This is a genomic window from Streptomyces manipurensis, assembly GCF_049570255.1.
Taxonomy (GTDB): domain Bacteria; phylum Actinomycetota; class Actinomycetes; order Streptomycetales; family Streptomycetaceae; genus Streptomyces; species Streptomyces manipurensis.
The window spans coordinates 4,484,637-4,499,687 of sequence record NZ_CP186950.1 but is presented as its reverse complement, the minus strand read 5'-3'; the positions used below and the strand labels follow the sequence as shown (position 1 = coordinate 4,499,687).

Genomic DNA, 15,051 nt, shown 5'->3' with positions numbered 1-15,051 from the left:
ATGACACGAAGCGCCGATCCGGCCTCCTCACCCGCCCCGGATCCGAGCCTGCCCACCCCCAAGGAACGCCGCGGACTGCGCGAGGAGGCGGGCCTGACGCTCGAACAGGCCGCGGTGGCGGTGGGGGTCACCACGAGCACGGTCCGCTCCTGGGAGGCGGGCCGCACGGCACCGCGCGGACGCAAGCGCCTGGTGTACGCGCAGTTCCTGGCCCGGCTCGGCGCCCCGGCCGAGCCCGTCCCGGACGCCGCGTCAGACCCGGTCGCCGCAACGGCGGAAGCGGCGCGCCCCGCTCACCCGCCCCGGACGGCCGAACCGGCCCCACCGGATCCGCGGACCGACCCGCCGGACCCGCGCGCCGGTCCCGTACGGCCCCCCGGGGCGACGGAGCCGGAGGCCGCGGCGGCGCCCGACGGCCCGCCGCCACCGCGGACCCGGGCGGCGCCGGAGGGGCCGGAGGCACTGGAGGCACCGGGGGCGGCCGAGGCCTTCGACGAGCTCTACACCCGGGCCGCACCCGGGCTGGTGCGGCAGACCTACCTCCTCACCGGACGCAGGCTGCTCGCCCTGGAGGCCGTCGACAAGGCGTTCACGCGCGCCTGGGACCAGTGGCCCGAGGTGGCCACCGACCCGGACCCGGTGGGCTGGGTGCGCGCGCTCGCCTACGAGTACGCCCTCTCCCCCTGGAACAGGCTGCGGCGCACCCACCGGCATCCGGACCAGCCGCCCGCCGACCCCGCGGACCGGATCCTGCTCGACGCCCTGCTCGCGCTGTCCTCGGTCCACCGGCGGACCGTCATGCTCTACGACGGCGTGGGCCTCGACCTCCCGGACACGGCCGCCGAGACGGAGGCCACCACCCCGGCCACCGGCAACCGCCTCCTGCACGCGCACGCGGACCTGGCCGACCGCGTCCCCGAACTGGCCGACGTACCGCCGGAGAAGCACTCCGCGGTCCTGCGCGAGCTGCTCGGCTCGCTCAGGCCGCCCTTCGGGCTCGAACCGCGCCCGGCGGCGGCGGTGCGCGGCGGCGGCGAGCGGCGCGTGCGCATGTGGACCCGCGCCACCCTGAGCCTCACCGCGATGATCACCATGGCCACGGCCTACACGGCCACGACCGCGCCGACCCGTTACGAACCCCCGATGTGGCCCGGGGAGAGCGTCTCCGGGGTGCCTCCGCTCAGCGGCCCCCAGCGGCTCACCGAGCGGAGCCAGGAGCTGAGGGACCGGCTGCGCGCGGACCCGGAGGCCGGACCGGCCCGCGTCGCCCCCCGGATCGAATGACGGGGGTACGGAGACGCGGAACGGGCGTGGCCCGCACCCCGAGGGGTGCGGGCCACGCCCGTTCGGCCGTACGGCCTCTGCCTACTGAGCGGCGTTCAGGATCGCGCGCGCGAGCTCGGCGGTCTCGGTCGGCGTCTTGCCGACCTTGACGCCGGCGGCCTCGAGGGCCTCCTTCTTGGCCTGCGCGGTGCCGGAGGAGCCGGAGACGATGGCGCCGGCGTGGCCCATGGTCTTGCCCTCGGGGGCGGTGAAGCCCGCGACGTAGCCGACGACCGGCTTGGTGACGTTCTTCGCGATGAAGTCCGCCGCACGCTCCTCGGCGTCGCCGCCGATCTCGCCGATCATGACGATCAGCTCGGTCTCCGGGTCGGCCTCGAAGGCCTCCAGGGCGTCGATGTGCGTGGTGCCGATGACCGGGTCGCCACCGATGCCGACGGCGGAGGTGAAACCGATGTCGCGCAGCTCGTACATCATCTGGTAGGTCAGCGTGCCGGACTTGGACACGAGACCGATCTTGCCGGGCTTGGTGATGTCGCCCGGGATGATGCCGGCGTTGGACTGGCCGGGGGTGATCAGACCCGGGCAGTTCGGGCCGATGATGCGGGTCTTGTTGCCCTTGGCGGTCGCGTACGCCCAGAAGGCGGCGGAGTCGTGCACCGCGATGCCCTCGGTGATGACGACGGCGAGGGGGATCTCCGCGTCGATGGCCTCGACGACGGCGGCCTTGGCGAAGGCCGGCGGGACGAAGAGGACGGAGACGTTGGCGCCCGTCTTCTCCATCGCCTCGGCGACGGAACCGAAGACCGGGACCTCGGTGCCGTCGAAGTCGACGGTCGTGCCGGCCTTGCGCGGGTTCACGCCGCCGACGATGTTGGTGCCGTCAGCCAGCATCAGCTTGGTGTGCTTCATGCCCGTGGCACCGGTCATGCCCTGGACGATGACCTTGCTGTCCTTGTTGAGGAAGATAGCCATGTGAGTCTGTGACCTCTGCCCTTACTTCGCAGCCGCGAGCTCGGCGGCCTTGTCGGCCGCGCCGTCCATGGTGTCCACGCGCTGCACCAGCGGGTGGTTGGCGTCCGAGAGGATCTTGCGACCCAGCTCGGCGTTGTTGCCGTCGAGACGGACGACGAGCGGCTTGGTGACCGCCTCGCCCTTCTCCTCCAGCAGGGCCAGCGCCTGGACGATGCCGTTGGCGACCTCGTCGCACGCGGTGATGCCACCGAAGACGTTGACGAAGACGGACTTGACGTCCGGGTCCCCGAGGATGATCTCGAGACCGTTGGCCATGACGGCGGCGGAGGCGCCACCGCCGATGTCCAGGAAGTTGGCGGGCTTGACGCCACCGTGGTTCTCACCGGCGTAGGCGACGACGTCCAGGGTGCTCATGACGAGACCCGCGCCGTTGCCGATGATGCCGACCTCACCGTCGAGCTTGACGTAGTTGAGGTTCTTCGCCTTGGCGGCGGCCTCGAGCGGGTTCGCGGCCGCGTGGTCGACGAACTCCTCGTGACCCGGCTGGCGGAACTCGGCGTTCTCATCGAGGGAGACCTTGCCGTCGAGGGCGATGACCTCGCCGGAGGCGACCTTCGCGAGCGGGTTGACCTCGACGAGGAGCGCGTCCTCGGCGATGAAGGTGTCCCACAGGGTCACGAGGACCTCGGCGACCTTCTCGGCGACCTCGGCCGGGAACTTCGCCAGGGCGACGATCTCGCGGGCCTTCTCGATGGTCACGCCCTCGTTGGCGTTCACCGGGACCTTGGCGAGCTTCTCCGGGGTCTCCTCGGCGACCTGCTCGATGTCCATGCCGCCCGCGACCGAGGCCATGGCCAGGAAGGTGCGGTTGGTGCGGTCGAGGAGGTACGAGACGTAGTACTCCTCGACGATCTCGGGAGCGGTCTCCGCGATCATCACCTTGTGGACCGTGTGGCCCTTGATGTCCATGCCCAGGATGTCCGTCGCGCGGGCGACGGCCTCGTCCGGGGTGGCGGCCAGCTTCACGCCGCCGGCCTTGCCGCGGCCGCCGACCTTCACCTGCGCCTTGACGACCGACTTGCCGCCCAGCCGCTCGGTGGCCTCGCGAGCCGCCTCAGGCGTGTCGATGACTTCACCGGCCAGCACCGGTACACCGTGCTTGGCGAAGAGGTCCCTCGCCTGGTACTCGAACAGGTCCACGCGCGTCCGTCCCTTGTCTTTTTAAAGATTCGCAGTGATTCGCGGTTGTCTGCTATCTGCGTGGGCGTGCCGCGGAGGGCAACGTGACGGTGCTGTCACAAGGAAGGCGCACACGGTGACCGTGGACGCGGCATGTCCGTCCGGCAGGTTATCCCCGTGGGGCGTGCGACCCTAAATCGCAGATCACACCTGAGCGGTGATACCTGTCACAGAACGCCTCACGGTTGAACTGGAAATTCGTGCGATCCACCGATTCACACGAGCTGCCGGGACGGGCGTGTCGGAGGAACCTCAGGGGGTCGGCAGGGGGCGCTTCTCCAGCGCCGCGGCCATCACCTCCGGGAACAGGTCGGGCGTGCAGGCGAAGGCGGGCGCGCCGAGCGCGGCCAGGGCGGCGGCGTGTTCGTGGTCGTAGGCCGGGGCGCCCTCGTCCGACAGGGCCAGCAGGGTCACGAACTCCACGCCCGACGCCTTCATGGCGGCGACCCGCTTCAGCATCTCGTTGCGGATGCCGCCCTCGTAGAGGTCGCTGATGAGGACCACGACCGTGTCGGAGGGCCGAGTGATCTTCGACTGGCAGTACGCGAGGGCCCGGTTGATGTCGGTACCGCCGCCCAGCTGGGTGCCGAAGAGGACGTCGACCGGGTCGTCAAGCTGGTCGGTGAGGTCGACGACGGCGGTGTCGAAGACGACCAGGCGGGTGGCGATCGAGCGCATGGAGGCGAGAACCGCGCCGAAGACGGAGGCGTAGACGACGGAGGCCGCCATCGAACCCGACTGGTCGATGCAGAGGATCACCTCCTTCTTCACCGACTGCGCCGCCCGGCCGTAGCCGATCAGCCGCTCGGGGACGACGGTGCCGTACTCGGGCAGGTAGTTCTTCAGGTTGGCCCGGATCGTGCGGTCCCAGTCGATGTCGCGGTGGCGGGGACGGCTGACGCGGGCGGAGCGGTCGAGGGCGCCGGTGAGGGTGGCCCGGGTGCGCGCCGCGAGCCGCTGCTCCAGCTGTTCGACCACCCTGCGGACCACCGCCCGCGCGGTCTCCTTCGTCGCCTCCGGCATCGCCTTGTTCAGGGAGAGCAGGGTGCCGACCAGGTGCACGTCCGGTTCGACGGCCTCCAGCATCTCCGGCTCCAGCAGCAGCGCGGACAGGCCCAGCCGGTCGATCGCGTCGCGCTGCATCACCTGGACCACCGGGCTGGGGAAGTACGTACGGATGTCCCCCAGCCAGCGGGCCACGTTCGGCGCGGAACCGCCGAGCCCGGCCGACCGCGCCGTGCCCGTGGCCCGGCGCGCCCCCGCCTCGCCGCTCCCCCCGTACAGCGCGCCCAGCGCGGCGTCCATCGCCGCGTCCCGCCCGGTCAGCGCGTGCCCGGTGCCGTCGGCCTCGCCCCCGCCGAGGACCATCCGCCACCGCCGCAGCCGCTCTGCCCCGGCGTGGTCCGCGCCGTCCCGGCCCGCCGCCGTGCCCGTCCCGTCACCGCTCATCCGTCCGTCCCCCTGCATTCGTCGTGGTCGTCCTTGTCCGTTCGGCCCCGCCCCCGCGGCGGCTCCGCCCCTCAGGCGGCCTCCGCCCCGTCGGAGGACGCAAGCAGCATCAGGACCAGCTCCGTCACCGCGTCCGCCCGCTCCGGGTCCAGGCCGGGGGCGAAGCCCTCGGGGGCGTCTCCCGCCGGCCGCGCCGCGGAGGACCCTCCTGGGCCGCGGCGGACCAGCTCGCCCAGGGTCCGCCGCACCCCCGGCTCGTACGCCCCGAAGGTCCGTCTCAGCAGGGGCAGCACGTCGGTGAAGGCCTGCTCCGGCACCCCCGAAAGCCAGGTGTCGATCAGCCGCAGCAGGTCCTCGTCGTGGACCAGCAGCGTGCCGCCGCCGGAGGAGCCGCCGGCGAACCCCTCGATCCATCCCGCCGCGTCCGCCGGCGGGGCCGCCGGGGACAGGGCCAGCCCCATCAGCCGGGCCGTCTCCGCGGCCTCCAGCCGTCCGTCGTCCCGCAGCAGCCGGGCCGCCCGGCCGCGGATCACGCCGGGCACGGTGTCCCGGCCGGCCAGCGTCCGCAGCACCGCGGACCAGCGCTCCCGCAGCCCTCCGTCCCCGTCCGCCAGCAGGCCGACGGCTGCGTGCACCCCGTCCACGTGGCCCCGGAGCCCCGCCGCCGCGTCGGCGTCCAGGCCGGCCGCGCAGGCCGGCGGCAGCGCGACGCAGATCCGCTCCGCGAGGCCGGAGGCGACCGCACCGAGCGCCGACGCGTCGGTGCCGCGCACGTCCCCGTACCGCAGCGAACGGGCCAGGGCCGGCAGGGCCTCGGCGAGCCGCGCCACGTCGGTGTCCAGCGCGGCCAGGTCCGCGAGGGCCCGCAGCACGGCCGGCAGCGCGTCGGACAGCCCGGCCAGCAGGCACCGCTCGGCCAGCGCCGTGACCTCGCCGAGCTCTCCGGCGCCGGCGGCGTCCGCCTCCGCCTTGGCGGTGGCCGCCGCGAGGACGGTCGTGCCCCAGATGCCGGCCTCGGCGACCCGCACGGACAGCTCCGGGTCCCACCGCAGCCGCCAGGTCTCGCGGAAGGTGCCGGTGCTGCCGCGGGAGGCGGTCGGGGTGCCCCAGCCGATGCCGAGCAGCCGCAGCCGGTGCAGCAGCAGGGACTTGGCGGTGTCGGTGTCCTTGCGCAGGTCGAGCTCCAGCTCGCGTTCCTGCGCCTCCGCCTTGAGCCGCAGCGAGCGCTGCCGGCGCGTCAGGTCCCGCTGGAGCGGGACGACGGGCGCCCCGTCCGGGACCTCCCCGAGGACGTCCCCGACCACCAGGCGGTCCTCGATCAGGGCGAGCGGCACGTCTGACCCGTCGCACATGACGGCCCGGACCGCCTCCAGGGTCTCCGCCAGCCCCGGCAGGGGCCGCCCCCGCATCGCGGCCAGGGTCTCGGCGAGCCGGACCGCCTCGATGACGTGCGCCGAGGAGACCGGCAGGCCCTCCTCGCGGAGCAGGCCGGCGACCGTGGTCAGCCACCGCTCGACGGGCCGGTCGGCGGACGCGAAGAGGTGGGCGTACCAGCCGGGTGAGGTGATCCCCGCGCCGTACCCGCCGGCCCGGGCGAGCCGGCGGTGGGTCCAGGGCACCCAGGTGGTCTCCACCTTGGTCCGGGGCAGGCCGCTCAGCAGTGCCCGGTCGGCCGCGACGGTCGTCCTGGCGCGCAGCGCCGGGACGTGCCAGGCGCCGCACACGACGGCGTACCCGTCGCCGAACTCGCGGCGGGCGGCCCGCATCCGCTGCCGCATGTACGCCTCACGGACGAGGTCGCGCCGGTGTCCCCCGTCGCCGTACGCCTCGCGCAGGACGCCCATGGCCTCGCCCAGGACCTCGAACGCGCGCAGCGGCTCGGCCGCGGCGCCGGCGGTGCCGCGGTGCTCGACCACGTCCTCCCACCAGCGCTCCGGGTCCTCGTACCCGGCGGTCTCGGCCAGCACCGCGAGCGGGTCCACCCGCACCGCGTCGGTGTCGTCCTCCTCCGGCTGCGGGGCGGCGGCGAGCGAGTGGGCGGCGGGCAGGTCCATGAAGCGGACCGGTACGCCCGCCTCCAGCGCCCAGCGGATCGCCACCCACTCGGGGGAGAACTCGGCCAGCGGCCAGAAGGCGGCCCGGCCCGGGTCGTCCGCGGCGTGCGCGAGCAGTGCCACGGGCGGGCGCATGCCGGGGTCCGCGGCGAGGGCGAGCAGCCCGTCCCCCTCGGGCGGCCCCTCGACCAGGACGGCGGCCGGCCGGGCCGCGTCCAGGGCGGCCCGCACTGCGCGGGCCGAACCGGGCCCGTGGTGCCGCACGCCGAGGAGGAGCGGGCCCTCCGGGCCGGGGCTCATGCCGTCACCTCCCGGCAGGCGCGGTAGAAGTCCTTCCAGCCGTCGCGCTCGCGGACCACCGCTTCCAGGTACTCCCGCCAGACCACCGTGTCGGCCGCCGGGTCGCGGACGACGGCGCCGAGGATCCCGGCGGCCACGTCCGACGGGCGCAGCACGCCGTCCCCGAAGTGGGCGGCGAGGGCCAGTCCGTTGGTGACGACGGAGATGGCCTCCGCGGTGGACAGGGTGCCGCTGGGCGACTTCACCTTGGTCCGGCCGTCGGCGGTGACCCCGTCGCGCAGCTCCCGGAAGACCGTGACGACGCGGCGGATCTCCTCCAGGCCCTCCGGCGCGCCGGGCAGGTCGAGGGCGCGGCCCATCTGGTCGACGCGCCGGGCGACGATGTCGACCTCGGCCTCGGGGGTGGCGGGCAGCGGCAGGACGACGGTGTTGAAGCGCCGGCGCAGCGCGCTGGAGAGCTCGTTGACCCCGCGGTCGCGGTCGTTGGCGGTGGCGATGAGGTTGAAGCCGCGGACGGCCTGCACCTCCTCGCCGAGCTCCGGTATCGGCAGGGTCTTCTCGGACAGGACGGTGATCAGGGTGTCCTGGACGTCGGCGGGGATGCGGGTGAGCTCCTCGACGCGGGCGGTCATGCCGTCGGCCATGGCGCGCATGACGGGGCTGGGGACGAGGGCCTCGCGGCTGGGGCCGTGGGCGAGGAGCCGGGCGTAGTTCCAGCCGTACCGGATGGCTTCCTCGGGGGTGCCGGCGGTGCCCTGGACGAGGAGGGTGGAGTCCCCGCTGACGGCGGCCGCGAGGTGTTCGGAGACCCAGGTCTTGGCGGTGCCCGGGACCCCGAGCAGGAGCAGGGCGCGGTCGGTCGCGAGGGTGGTGACGGCGACCTCCACGATGCGCCGCGGGCCGACGTACTTGGGCGTGATGACCGTGCCGTCGTCGAGCGTGCCGCCCAGGAGGTAGGTGGCGACGGCCCACGGGGAGAGCTTCCAACGGGCCGGGCGGGGCCGGTCGTCGGCGGCCGACAGGGCTTTCAGTTCGTGTGCGAAGGCGTCTTCGGCGTGCGGTCGCAGCGCCTGCGCGCCGGTGCCGTTCTCGGACGTGCTCATGGTCCCCCTCCAAGGCTCCGCAGCCGCTCCCGACTGCTGCTCCCACGGTGCACCACGCCACTGACAACGCCCGCCCCTCGGGGCGTTGTTGCAGGTCAGACGGATTGTCAGTGGGGGTCTCTACGGTGGTTGACATGACTGAGCAGGGGGTCCGCTGGACGGCGGAACAGGTATTGGCCCTGGCTCCCGACGAGGCCTCGCGCAAGGCGGGCGGGCGACTCGGCGGGGCGGGGCCGTGGTCACAGATCGGAGGTTCCGCTTCCGGTTCTGTGTGGGGGTCGTGCAAGGGCAGCGGCAGCACTCCGTACCGCACGGTGGTCGACCTGACGGGACCGGCGTACAAGTGCTCCTGCCCGAGCCGGAAGTTCCCGTGCAAGCACGCGCTGGGGCTGCTCCTGCTCTGGTCCGCCGAGGGGGTCGGCGAGCCCGGGGAGGCGCCCGAGTGGGCCGCGCAATGGCTGGCCGACCGGGCCGCGAGGGCGGCCCGTCCGGCCGCCGGGGCGGGGCCGGCCGACGAGGAGGCGGCCCGGCGGCGGGCCGGGCGGCGGGCGGCGCGCGTCGGGGCGGGGGTCACCGAGCTGGAGCGGCGGCTGACCGACCTGGTCCGCGACGGCCTCGCGGGCCAGGAGCGGACGGGCTACGCGGGATGGGAGGAGACGGCGGCCCGGATGGTCGACGCCCAGGCTCCCGGACTGGCGGGCCGTGTAAGGGAGTTGGGGACGATACCCAGTTGCGGGCCGGGCTGGCCCGCCCGGATGCTGGAGGAGGCGGCGCTGCTGCACCTGCTGGACCGGTCCTGGATGGGGGTTTCAGGACTGCCGGATCCACTGGCGGCGACGGTGCGCAGCCGGGTGGGACTGCCGGCCTCCGGGGAGGGGGAGGCCGTACGGGACCGCTGGCTGGTGCTGTCCCAGTACGACACGGCGTCACCCGACGGCCGTCTCACCACCCGCCGGATATGGCTGCGGGGGCTGGACGGCGGGCGTCCGGCGCTGGTGCTGGACTTCGGGCCGCCCGGGCGGCCGCCGGCGCTGGCGCTGCCCGTGGGGCTGGTGCTGGAGGCGGAGGTGCGCTTCCGGCCCGGGTCCGCGGGGCTGCGGGCGGACCTCGGGGAGAGATCCGTGGCGGCGGTGCCGTGCGCGGAGGTTCCCGTCGGGGTGAGCACGCGGGCGGCCCTGGAGGCGTACGGGGCGGCGCTGCGGGAGGACCCGTGGCTGGAGTCCTGGCCCGTCGTGCTCGGCCCGGTGGTTCCGATCCCGGGCGAGCTCGGCTGGCAGCTCGCGGACGCGGAGGGCGACACCGCCCTGCCGGTCCCCCTGACCGGGGCCGGCAGCCGCTCCCGCGGGGGGCTGTGGCAGCTGGCCGCGTTGTCGGGCGGGGGCCCGGTGACGGTCTTCGGCGAGTGCGGCCACCGCGGCTTCACCCCGCTGACGGCCTGGCAGCCGGACGTGCCGGAGCCCGTCGCCCTGTCCTGAACGGGGGCGAACGGGTCCCGGGGGGCCTGTGCCGTCACGGGGGCGGCACAGGAGAGGTGCGGCGCCGGGGGGCGCCGCACAGGGAACGACGAGAAGCCGGGGGGCTTTCATGAACGACAACCACGCGAGCTGAGACGCCGGTTGAAGGGGGCATCCGCAGAAGCGGGCCCTGAGAGCCGCCCCGGTCCCGCGGAGGGGGCGGGACCGGGGCGGCACACGGCGGCACGAGGGCCGAGGGACGAGGGAGGGGCACCGATGGGCAAGGGTGACGAGGGGTACGGGGAGTGGCAGGAGCTGGTCGGCACCGCCCTGCTGGGCACCGACCGGCGCCGGGGCGGGGGCCCGGCCGGTTCTCCGGAGGCATTGCTGGACGCGGCGGCCGTGCACACCGTGCGGCGCCGGGCCGGGCTGCGGCCCGGCCCGGCGGCCGACCGGCCGCGGCCGGCCGCCCACGACCCGCGGCCGGCCCCGCCGGACGCGGCCGGCCGGCGGCTGGCCCAGCTGCTGGCCGGGCGGACCGGCGCGGGCAGCGGCGGCGGGCGGCGCGGGTCCGCCCCGGACCTGACGGAGCTGCTCCCCCAGTGGCTGGCGGCCGCCGCCCGCCACGGCTACCGCGCGCCGGCCGCGCTCGTACCGGCGCTGCTGGACGCCGCCCGCGCCCGCACGGACCTGAGACCGCAGGCGCTGGCCCTCGCGGGAACGCGGGGGCTGTGGCTGGCCCGGCTGAATCCGGACTGGCGCTTCGCCCTGCGGGGCGGGGCGGGCGGCGGCGAGCTGCCCGACGTGACGGATCAGGCCGCGGTCGAACGGCTGTGGCAGGAGGGCCTGTTCGCGGAACGGGTGGCCCTGCTGGGCGCCGTACGGGCGCACGAGGCGGCGGCCGCGCCCCGGTTGCTCGCGACGACCTGGGCGAGCGAACGGGCCGAGGACAGGCTGATGTTCCTCGACTCGCTGAGGGCGGGACTGTCGGAAGGGGACGAGCCGTTCCTGGAGGCCGCGCTCGGGGACCGCAGCCGGAACGTCCGTGCGACCGCCGCCGAGCTGCTCTCGGCCCTGCCGCGGTCGGCGCTGGCGGGACGGATGGCCGAGCGGGCGCTGGCCTGTGTGGGCCCGGAGGGGGTGACCCCGCCGGACGACTGCGACGCCGGGATGCTCCGCGACGGGGTGGTGAAGCGGCCGCCCGCCGGACGGGGGGAACGGGCCTGGTGGCTCGGCCAGCTCGTGGAGGCGGCGCCGCTGTCCTGCTGGCACGAGCGGTTCGGGGGGCTCGGCCCGGCGGAGATCGTCGCGCTGCCGGTGGCGGCGGCCGACGGCTGGACGGAGGAACTGCACGCGGCGTGGTGCCGGGCGGCGGTGCGCCAGCGCGACGCGCAGTGGTCGCGCGCCCTGCTCGGGCCGGCGTCGGCGCCGCCGGCGGCAGGTCCGGGCACGGCCTCGCTCGCGGAGCGGGCCAAGCTGCTGGAGACCCTGCCGGACGGGGAACGGGCCGAGTGGGTGGCGCAGTTCGTCCGCGCCCACGGACTGTCCGAGGCCTTCCAGCTGCTCGGCGTGTGCGTGGTGCCGTGGGCGGGGACCCTGGGCCACGCGGTCGTGGACGCTCTGGACACCGCCCGCGAGGCCGGCAGCTACCCGTGGAGCTTCAGCGGGGTGATGGGGCTGGCCGAGCGCTGCCTCGACCCGGCGGAGGCGGGCCGCCTGGAATCCCTGACGGCGTTCGAGGCGGATCCCGCGGACGCCTCGCCGGGCGCCGCGTCCTACTGGGCGGAGGCCTTCCAGCGCCTGGCGGCCACCCTGCGCCTGCGCGCGACGATGCTGTCGGAGCTGACCCCGGCCTGATCCCGGCCTGATCCCTGCGGGGCACCCGGCCACCCGGATCCGCGCCGCGCCGAAGCCCGCCGCGCGGGGCGGGACCGGCCGGTCCCGCCGCGCTGCCGGAACGCCGGAGGCTACTGGCGGACGTGGGCGTTGACCCAGTCCACGATCGCCGTCGTCGTCGCGCCCGGGGTGAAGATCTCCGCCACGCCCTTCTCCTTCAGGGGGGCGATGTCGTCCTCCGGGATGATGCCGCCGCCGAAGACCTTGATGTCCTCCGCGTCGCGCTCCTTGAGGAGTTCCAGCACGCGCACGAAGAGCGTGTTGTGGGCGCCGGAGAGGATCGACAGGCCGATCGCGTCGGCGTCCTCCTGGATCGCGGTGTCCACGATCTGCTCGGGGGTCTGGTGGAGGCCGGTGTAGATGACCTCCATGCCAGCGTCCCGCAGCGCCCGCGCGATCACCTTGGCCCCGCGGTCGTGGCCGTCGAGACCCGGCTTGGCCACCACCACACGGATCGGACCGGTCACACCCATCGCACTGCCTCCCGAGTGAACGAACGTTAAGTACAGCATCGCGCACGCTGCCGTTTCGCGGTCAATCACGAGGGGGAAATCACACGTGGGACGGCATTGCGCCACCGTGCCGCCAGCCGCACGGCACGGTGGCGCGGCGTCCGCAGTCCCACGAGGCTCAGGGGAGGCCGTCGATGGGGCTGCTCATACCCATGTCCATGCCCTTGTCCGGCGCCGCGCTGCGGGCGGGCGCGCTGGAGATCGTGGTGCTCGGCGGGCATCTCCTCCTCTATCCCACCGGGGTGCGCCAGGAGAAGCCGGCGGTGGCCCCGCGCCGGCCCGCCGACCGTCCGCCCGTCCTCCTCCTCCACGGTTTCACCGACAACCGCTCGGTCTTCGTCCTGCTGCGCCGCGCCCTCGGGGCGGACGGGCTGCGGCACGTGGAGGCGTACAACTACTCCCCCTTCACCGTGGACCTGCGGGTCACGGCCCGCCATCTCGCCCGGCGCGTCGAGGAACTGTGCGCGCGCACCGGGCATGACCGGGTGGACCTGGTCGGCCACAGCCTGGGCGGACTGGTCGGCCGGTACTACGTGCAGCGGCTGGGCGGCGACGCCCGGGTCCGCACCCTCGTCACGCTCGGCACCCCGCATTCCGGCACCCGGGTCGCCCCCTTCATGGACGCGCACCCGCTGGTGCGGCAGATGCGGCCCGACTCCGAGGTGCTCGCCGAGCTGGCCGCGCCGGCGCCCGGCTGCGCCACCCGGTGCGTGGCGTTCTGGAGCGAGTTCGACGCGCTGCTGTCCCCGGCCGGCTCCGCCCGGATCGAACACGCGGACTTACGTGTGGAGAACGTGCAGGTCACCGGGATCGGACACCTGGCACTGCCCGCGCACCCCGCCGTCATCGCGGCGGTCCGGCGCGCCCTCGACGGGCCCGGACCGGTCGCCGTACCGGACGCGGGCGCCGCTTCCGTCGCCTAGCCGACCGACGACCGTCAGTCGAACTAATTTCGAACTCAAGGCCAAGGCTGCGTCTTTCGGCGACCGAAAGGCGGCCGAATGCCCGGTTCCGGAGATCTGGGGACCCGGCGAAGATTGTCGAGGCGAGTAACCGCCGGGTACAGTCACGCCACTGCTCTCCTCCGGTGAACTTCGAGTTCCCGGCCACCCAGGCCCCCACTGCCGAGGCGAAAGAGAAGTTGGTGAACGACCGCCCCACGTCGGGCCAGTACCCGGAAACCGGGTATGACGGCCTTTCCACCACCGCTTTCGCAGGTGACTCGCCCTATGTTTCCCATGAAACACAGGGACATGGGGTCAACTACGCGGCCTACGGCTCCTACGAGACCGGCACGTACGACACCACTTCCTGGCTCCCCCAGGACACCTACCCGGGCACGATCCCCTCCCAGTCGCTCCCCGAGGACACCACCGGGACCTGGGACGCGAGCGCCTGGAACACCGCGGGCACCGACCACTCCGGCTACCCCGCCTACGGGACCGCCTCCTTCGGCTACGACGCCTCCGCCACGCAGACCGGCCACTGGGCCGTGCCCGGCTACGGCGCGACCGGCACCGAGACCGGCGCCTACGACGCGACCGCCTGGAACACCGCCACCCCGGCGCCCGCCCCGGCCGAGACGCCCGGCCTGCACGAGGGCACCGACTACGGGTACGGCTACCAGCCCGCGCAGCAGCAGCAGGAGTACGCGTACGAGGCCACCACCGTCGGGGGCATCGAGGCCGTCGACCTCGCGGCCGACCACGCAACCGCCGCGTACAGCGAGACCGCCGTCTTCGAGGTGCTGACCGACGGCACGCCCGGACCGGACGCCGACACCCACGGCGCGGCCGAGGCCTACGAACTGCCCGAGGTCCACGAACTGCACGGCGTCCACGACATGCCGACGCAGGCCATGCCCGTGACGCCCTCCGTCCCGCGCTCCGCGCGCCGCACCGCCGGCAAGGGCAACGCCAAGTCCGCCGCCGCCAAGTCCGGTGCCGCGAAGGCGGCGGGCAACCGCCGACGCAGCCCGGCGAAGCGTTCCGCCCTGCTGACGGTGGCCGTTCCCTCGGCCTGTGTGATGGGTGTGGCGGGTGTGGCCGCAGCCTCCGTCGGCGGCCTCACCGGCACGGACAAGCCCGCCGAGGACACCACCACGATGGCCGCGCCCGACCCGGCCTCCGTGAAGCCGGTCGCGGCGAACACCAAGCTGGACACCCAGCTGGTCGCGCTCAGCGCCGACGCCGGCGACTTCGCCGACCGCGCGAGCCGCACGCAGGAACGCATCGACCTGCGCGAACGCCAGGAAGAGGAAAAGAAGAAGAAGGCCGAGGAGGCCGCGGCCAAGGAGGCCGCCCGCCCCAAGTTCGCCGTCCCGGTCGCGCAGCACGGCCTCAGTGCCAGCTTCGGCCAGGCCGGCGGCATGTGGATGTCGGTCCACACCGGCATCGACTTCCCGGTCTCCTACGGCACCCCCGTGATGGCGGCCACCGACGGCACCGTGCGCACGCAGTACAACAGCGCCTACGGGAACATGGCCATAGTGACCGCCCCCGACGGCACCGAGACCTGGTACTGCCACCTCAGCTCCACCAAGATCCGCGGCGGCAAGGTCAAGGCGGGCGATGTCATCGCCTACTCCGGCAACTCGGGCAACTCCACCGGTCCGCACCTGCACTTCGAGGTCCGGCCGGGCGGGGGTTCCGCGATCGACCCCCTGTCCTGGCTGCGCAGCAAGGGCCTGGACCCGAGGTAGTCGCCCCGGTCCCACGGACTCCACGCAGGAGCCCGGCAGCGTTCACGCTGCCGGGCTCCTGCGTGTGCGGGGGCCGTACGCCCCGGA

At 74.4% G+C, this 15,051-nt stretch carries 11 protein-coding genes; 5 read left to right on the top strand and 6 right to left on the bottom strand.

Annotated features, from left to right (window positions below; genetic code table 11):
• On the top strand, nucleotides 1-1,284 hold the full coding sequence (locus ACPU2J_RS20930) for a helix-turn-helix domain-containing protein (RefSeq protein WP_423833805.1): 1,284 nt from the start codon (nucleotides 1-3) through the stop codon (nucleotides 1,282-1,284).
• Between the two features lie 81 nt (nucleotides 1,285-1,365).
• Here ACPU2J_RS20930 and sucD read toward each other — a convergent pair whose 3' ends face one another.
• The 5 genes from sucD to ACPU2J_RS20905 form a co-directional block, all read right to left on the bottom strand.
• Nucleotides 1,366-2,256 (bottom strand): succinate--CoA ligase subunit alpha, encoded by an 891-nt coding sequence (sucD, locus tag ACPU2J_RS20925; RefSeq protein ID WP_030764277.1) that lies wholly within the window; start codon nucleotides 2,254-2,256, stop codon nucleotides 1,366-1,368.
• A 21-nt stretch (nucleotides 2,257-2,277) separates the two neighbouring features.
• Nucleotides 2,278-3,456, bottom strand: a complete 1,179-nt coding sequence (gene sucC / locus ACPU2J_RS20920; protein WP_359126015.1) for an ADP-forming succinate--CoA ligase subunit beta — start codon at nucleotides 3,454-3,456, stop codon at nucleotides 2,278-2,280.
• 291 nt (nucleotides 3,457-3,747) lie between these two features.
• A complete protein-coding gene (locus ACPU2J_RS20915; RefSeq protein ID WP_420079850.1) occupies nucleotides 3,748-4,944 on the bottom strand; it encodes a VWA domain-containing protein in 1,197 nt (398 codons plus the stop codon).
• 71 nt (nucleotides 4,945-5,015) lie between these two features.
• Nucleotides 5,016-7,298 (bottom strand): DUF5682 family protein, encoded by a 2,283-nt coding sequence (locus ACPU2J_RS20910; RefSeq protein ID WP_420079851.1) that lies wholly within the window; start codon nucleotides 7,296-7,298, stop codon nucleotides 5,016-5,018.
• On the bottom strand, nucleotides 7,295-8,401 hold the full coding sequence (locus tag ACPU2J_RS20905; RefSeq protein ID WP_361593619.1) for an ATP-binding protein: 1,107 nt from the start codon (nucleotides 8,399-8,401) through the stop codon (nucleotides 7,295-7,297). Before ACPU2J_RS20905 ends, ACPU2J_RS20910 begins: the two co-directional genes overlap by 4 nt.
• A 134-nt stretch (nucleotides 8,402-8,535) precedes the next feature.
• On the opposite strand from ACPU2J_RS20905, the gene ACPU2J_RS20900 reads away from it, so the two are divergent.
• Nucleotides 8,536-9,876: an SWIM zinc finger family protein gene (locus ACPU2J_RS20900; RefSeq protein ID WP_423833804.1), complete on the top strand. Its 1,341-nt coding sequence runs from the start codon at nucleotides 8,536-8,538 to the stop codon at nucleotides 9,874-9,876.
• 255 nt (nucleotides 9,877-10,131) lie between these two features.
• Nucleotides 10,132-11,712 (top strand): DUF5691 domain-containing protein, encoded by a 1,581-nt coding sequence (locus ACPU2J_RS20895; RefSeq protein ID WP_420079853.1) that lies wholly within the window; start codon nucleotides 10,132-10,134, stop codon nucleotides 11,710-11,712.
• Between the two features lie 110 nt (nucleotides 11,713-11,822).
• Here ACPU2J_RS20895 and ACPU2J_RS20890 read toward each other — a convergent pair whose 3' ends face one another.
• On the bottom strand, nucleotides 11,823-12,224 hold the full coding sequence (locus ACPU2J_RS20890) for a cobalamin B12-binding domain-containing protein (protein ID WP_361590982.1): 402 nt from the start codon (nucleotides 12,222-12,224) through the stop codon (nucleotides 11,823-11,825).
• A gap of 191 nt (nucleotides 12,225-12,415) precedes the next feature.
• On the opposite strand from ACPU2J_RS20890, the gene ACPU2J_RS20885 reads away from it, so the two are divergent.
• Both ACPU2J_RS20885 and ACPU2J_RS20880 read left to right on the top strand, forming a co-directional pair.
• Nucleotides 12,416-13,186 carry an esterase/lipase family protein gene (locus ACPU2J_RS20885; protein ID WP_423833803.1) on the top strand — a complete coding sequence of 257 codons (771 nt, stop codon included), beginning with the start codon at nucleotides 12,416-12,418 and terminating at the stop codon, nucleotides 13,184-13,186.
• 221 nt (nucleotides 13,187-13,407) lie between these two features.
• Nucleotides 13,408-14,964: a M23 family metallopeptidase gene (locus ACPU2J_RS20880; RefSeq protein WP_423833802.1), complete on the top strand. Its 1,557-nt coding sequence runs from the start codon at nucleotides 13,408-13,410 to the stop codon at nucleotides 14,962-14,964.
• Nucleotides 14,965-15,051 lie beyond the last annotated feature (87 nt).

Coding starts and splice junctions, on each gene's coding strand:
- ACPU2J_RS20885 (WP_423833803.1), top strand. CDS start 12,416: ATGTCCATGCCCTTGTCCGGCGCCGCGCTGCGGGCGGGCGCGCTGGAG.
- ACPU2J_RS20890 (WP_361590982.1), bottom strand. CDS start 12,224: ATGGGTGTGACCGGTCCGATCCGTGTGGTGGTGGCCAAGCCGGGTCTC.
- ACPU2J_RS20915 (WP_420079850.1), bottom strand. CDS start 4,944: ATGAGCGGTGACGGGACGGGCACGGCGGCGGGCCGGGACGGCGCGGAC.
- ACPU2J_RS20910 (WP_420079851.1), bottom strand. CDS start 7,298: ATGAGCCCCGGCCCGGAGGGCCCGCTCCTCCTCGGCGTGCGGCACCAC.
- ACPU2J_RS20905 (WP_361593619.1), bottom strand. CDS start 8,401: ATGAGCACGTCCGAGAACGGCACCGGCGCGCAGGCGCTGCGACCGCAC.
- sucD (WP_030764277.1), bottom strand. CDS start 2,256: ATGGCTATCTTCCTCAACAAGGACAGCAAGGTCATCGTCCAGGGCATG.
- ACPU2J_RS20930 (WP_423833805.1), top strand. CDS start 1: ATGACACGAAGCGCCGATCCGGCCTCCTCACCCGCCCCGGATCCGAGC.
- ACPU2J_RS20900 (WP_423833804.1), top strand. CDS start 8,536: ATGACTGAGCAGGGGGTCCGCTGGACGGCGGAACAGGTATTGGCCCTG.
- ACPU2J_RS20895 (WP_420079853.1), top strand. CDS start 10,132: ATGGGCAAGGGTGACGAGGGGTACGGGGAGTGGCAGGAGCTGGTCGGC.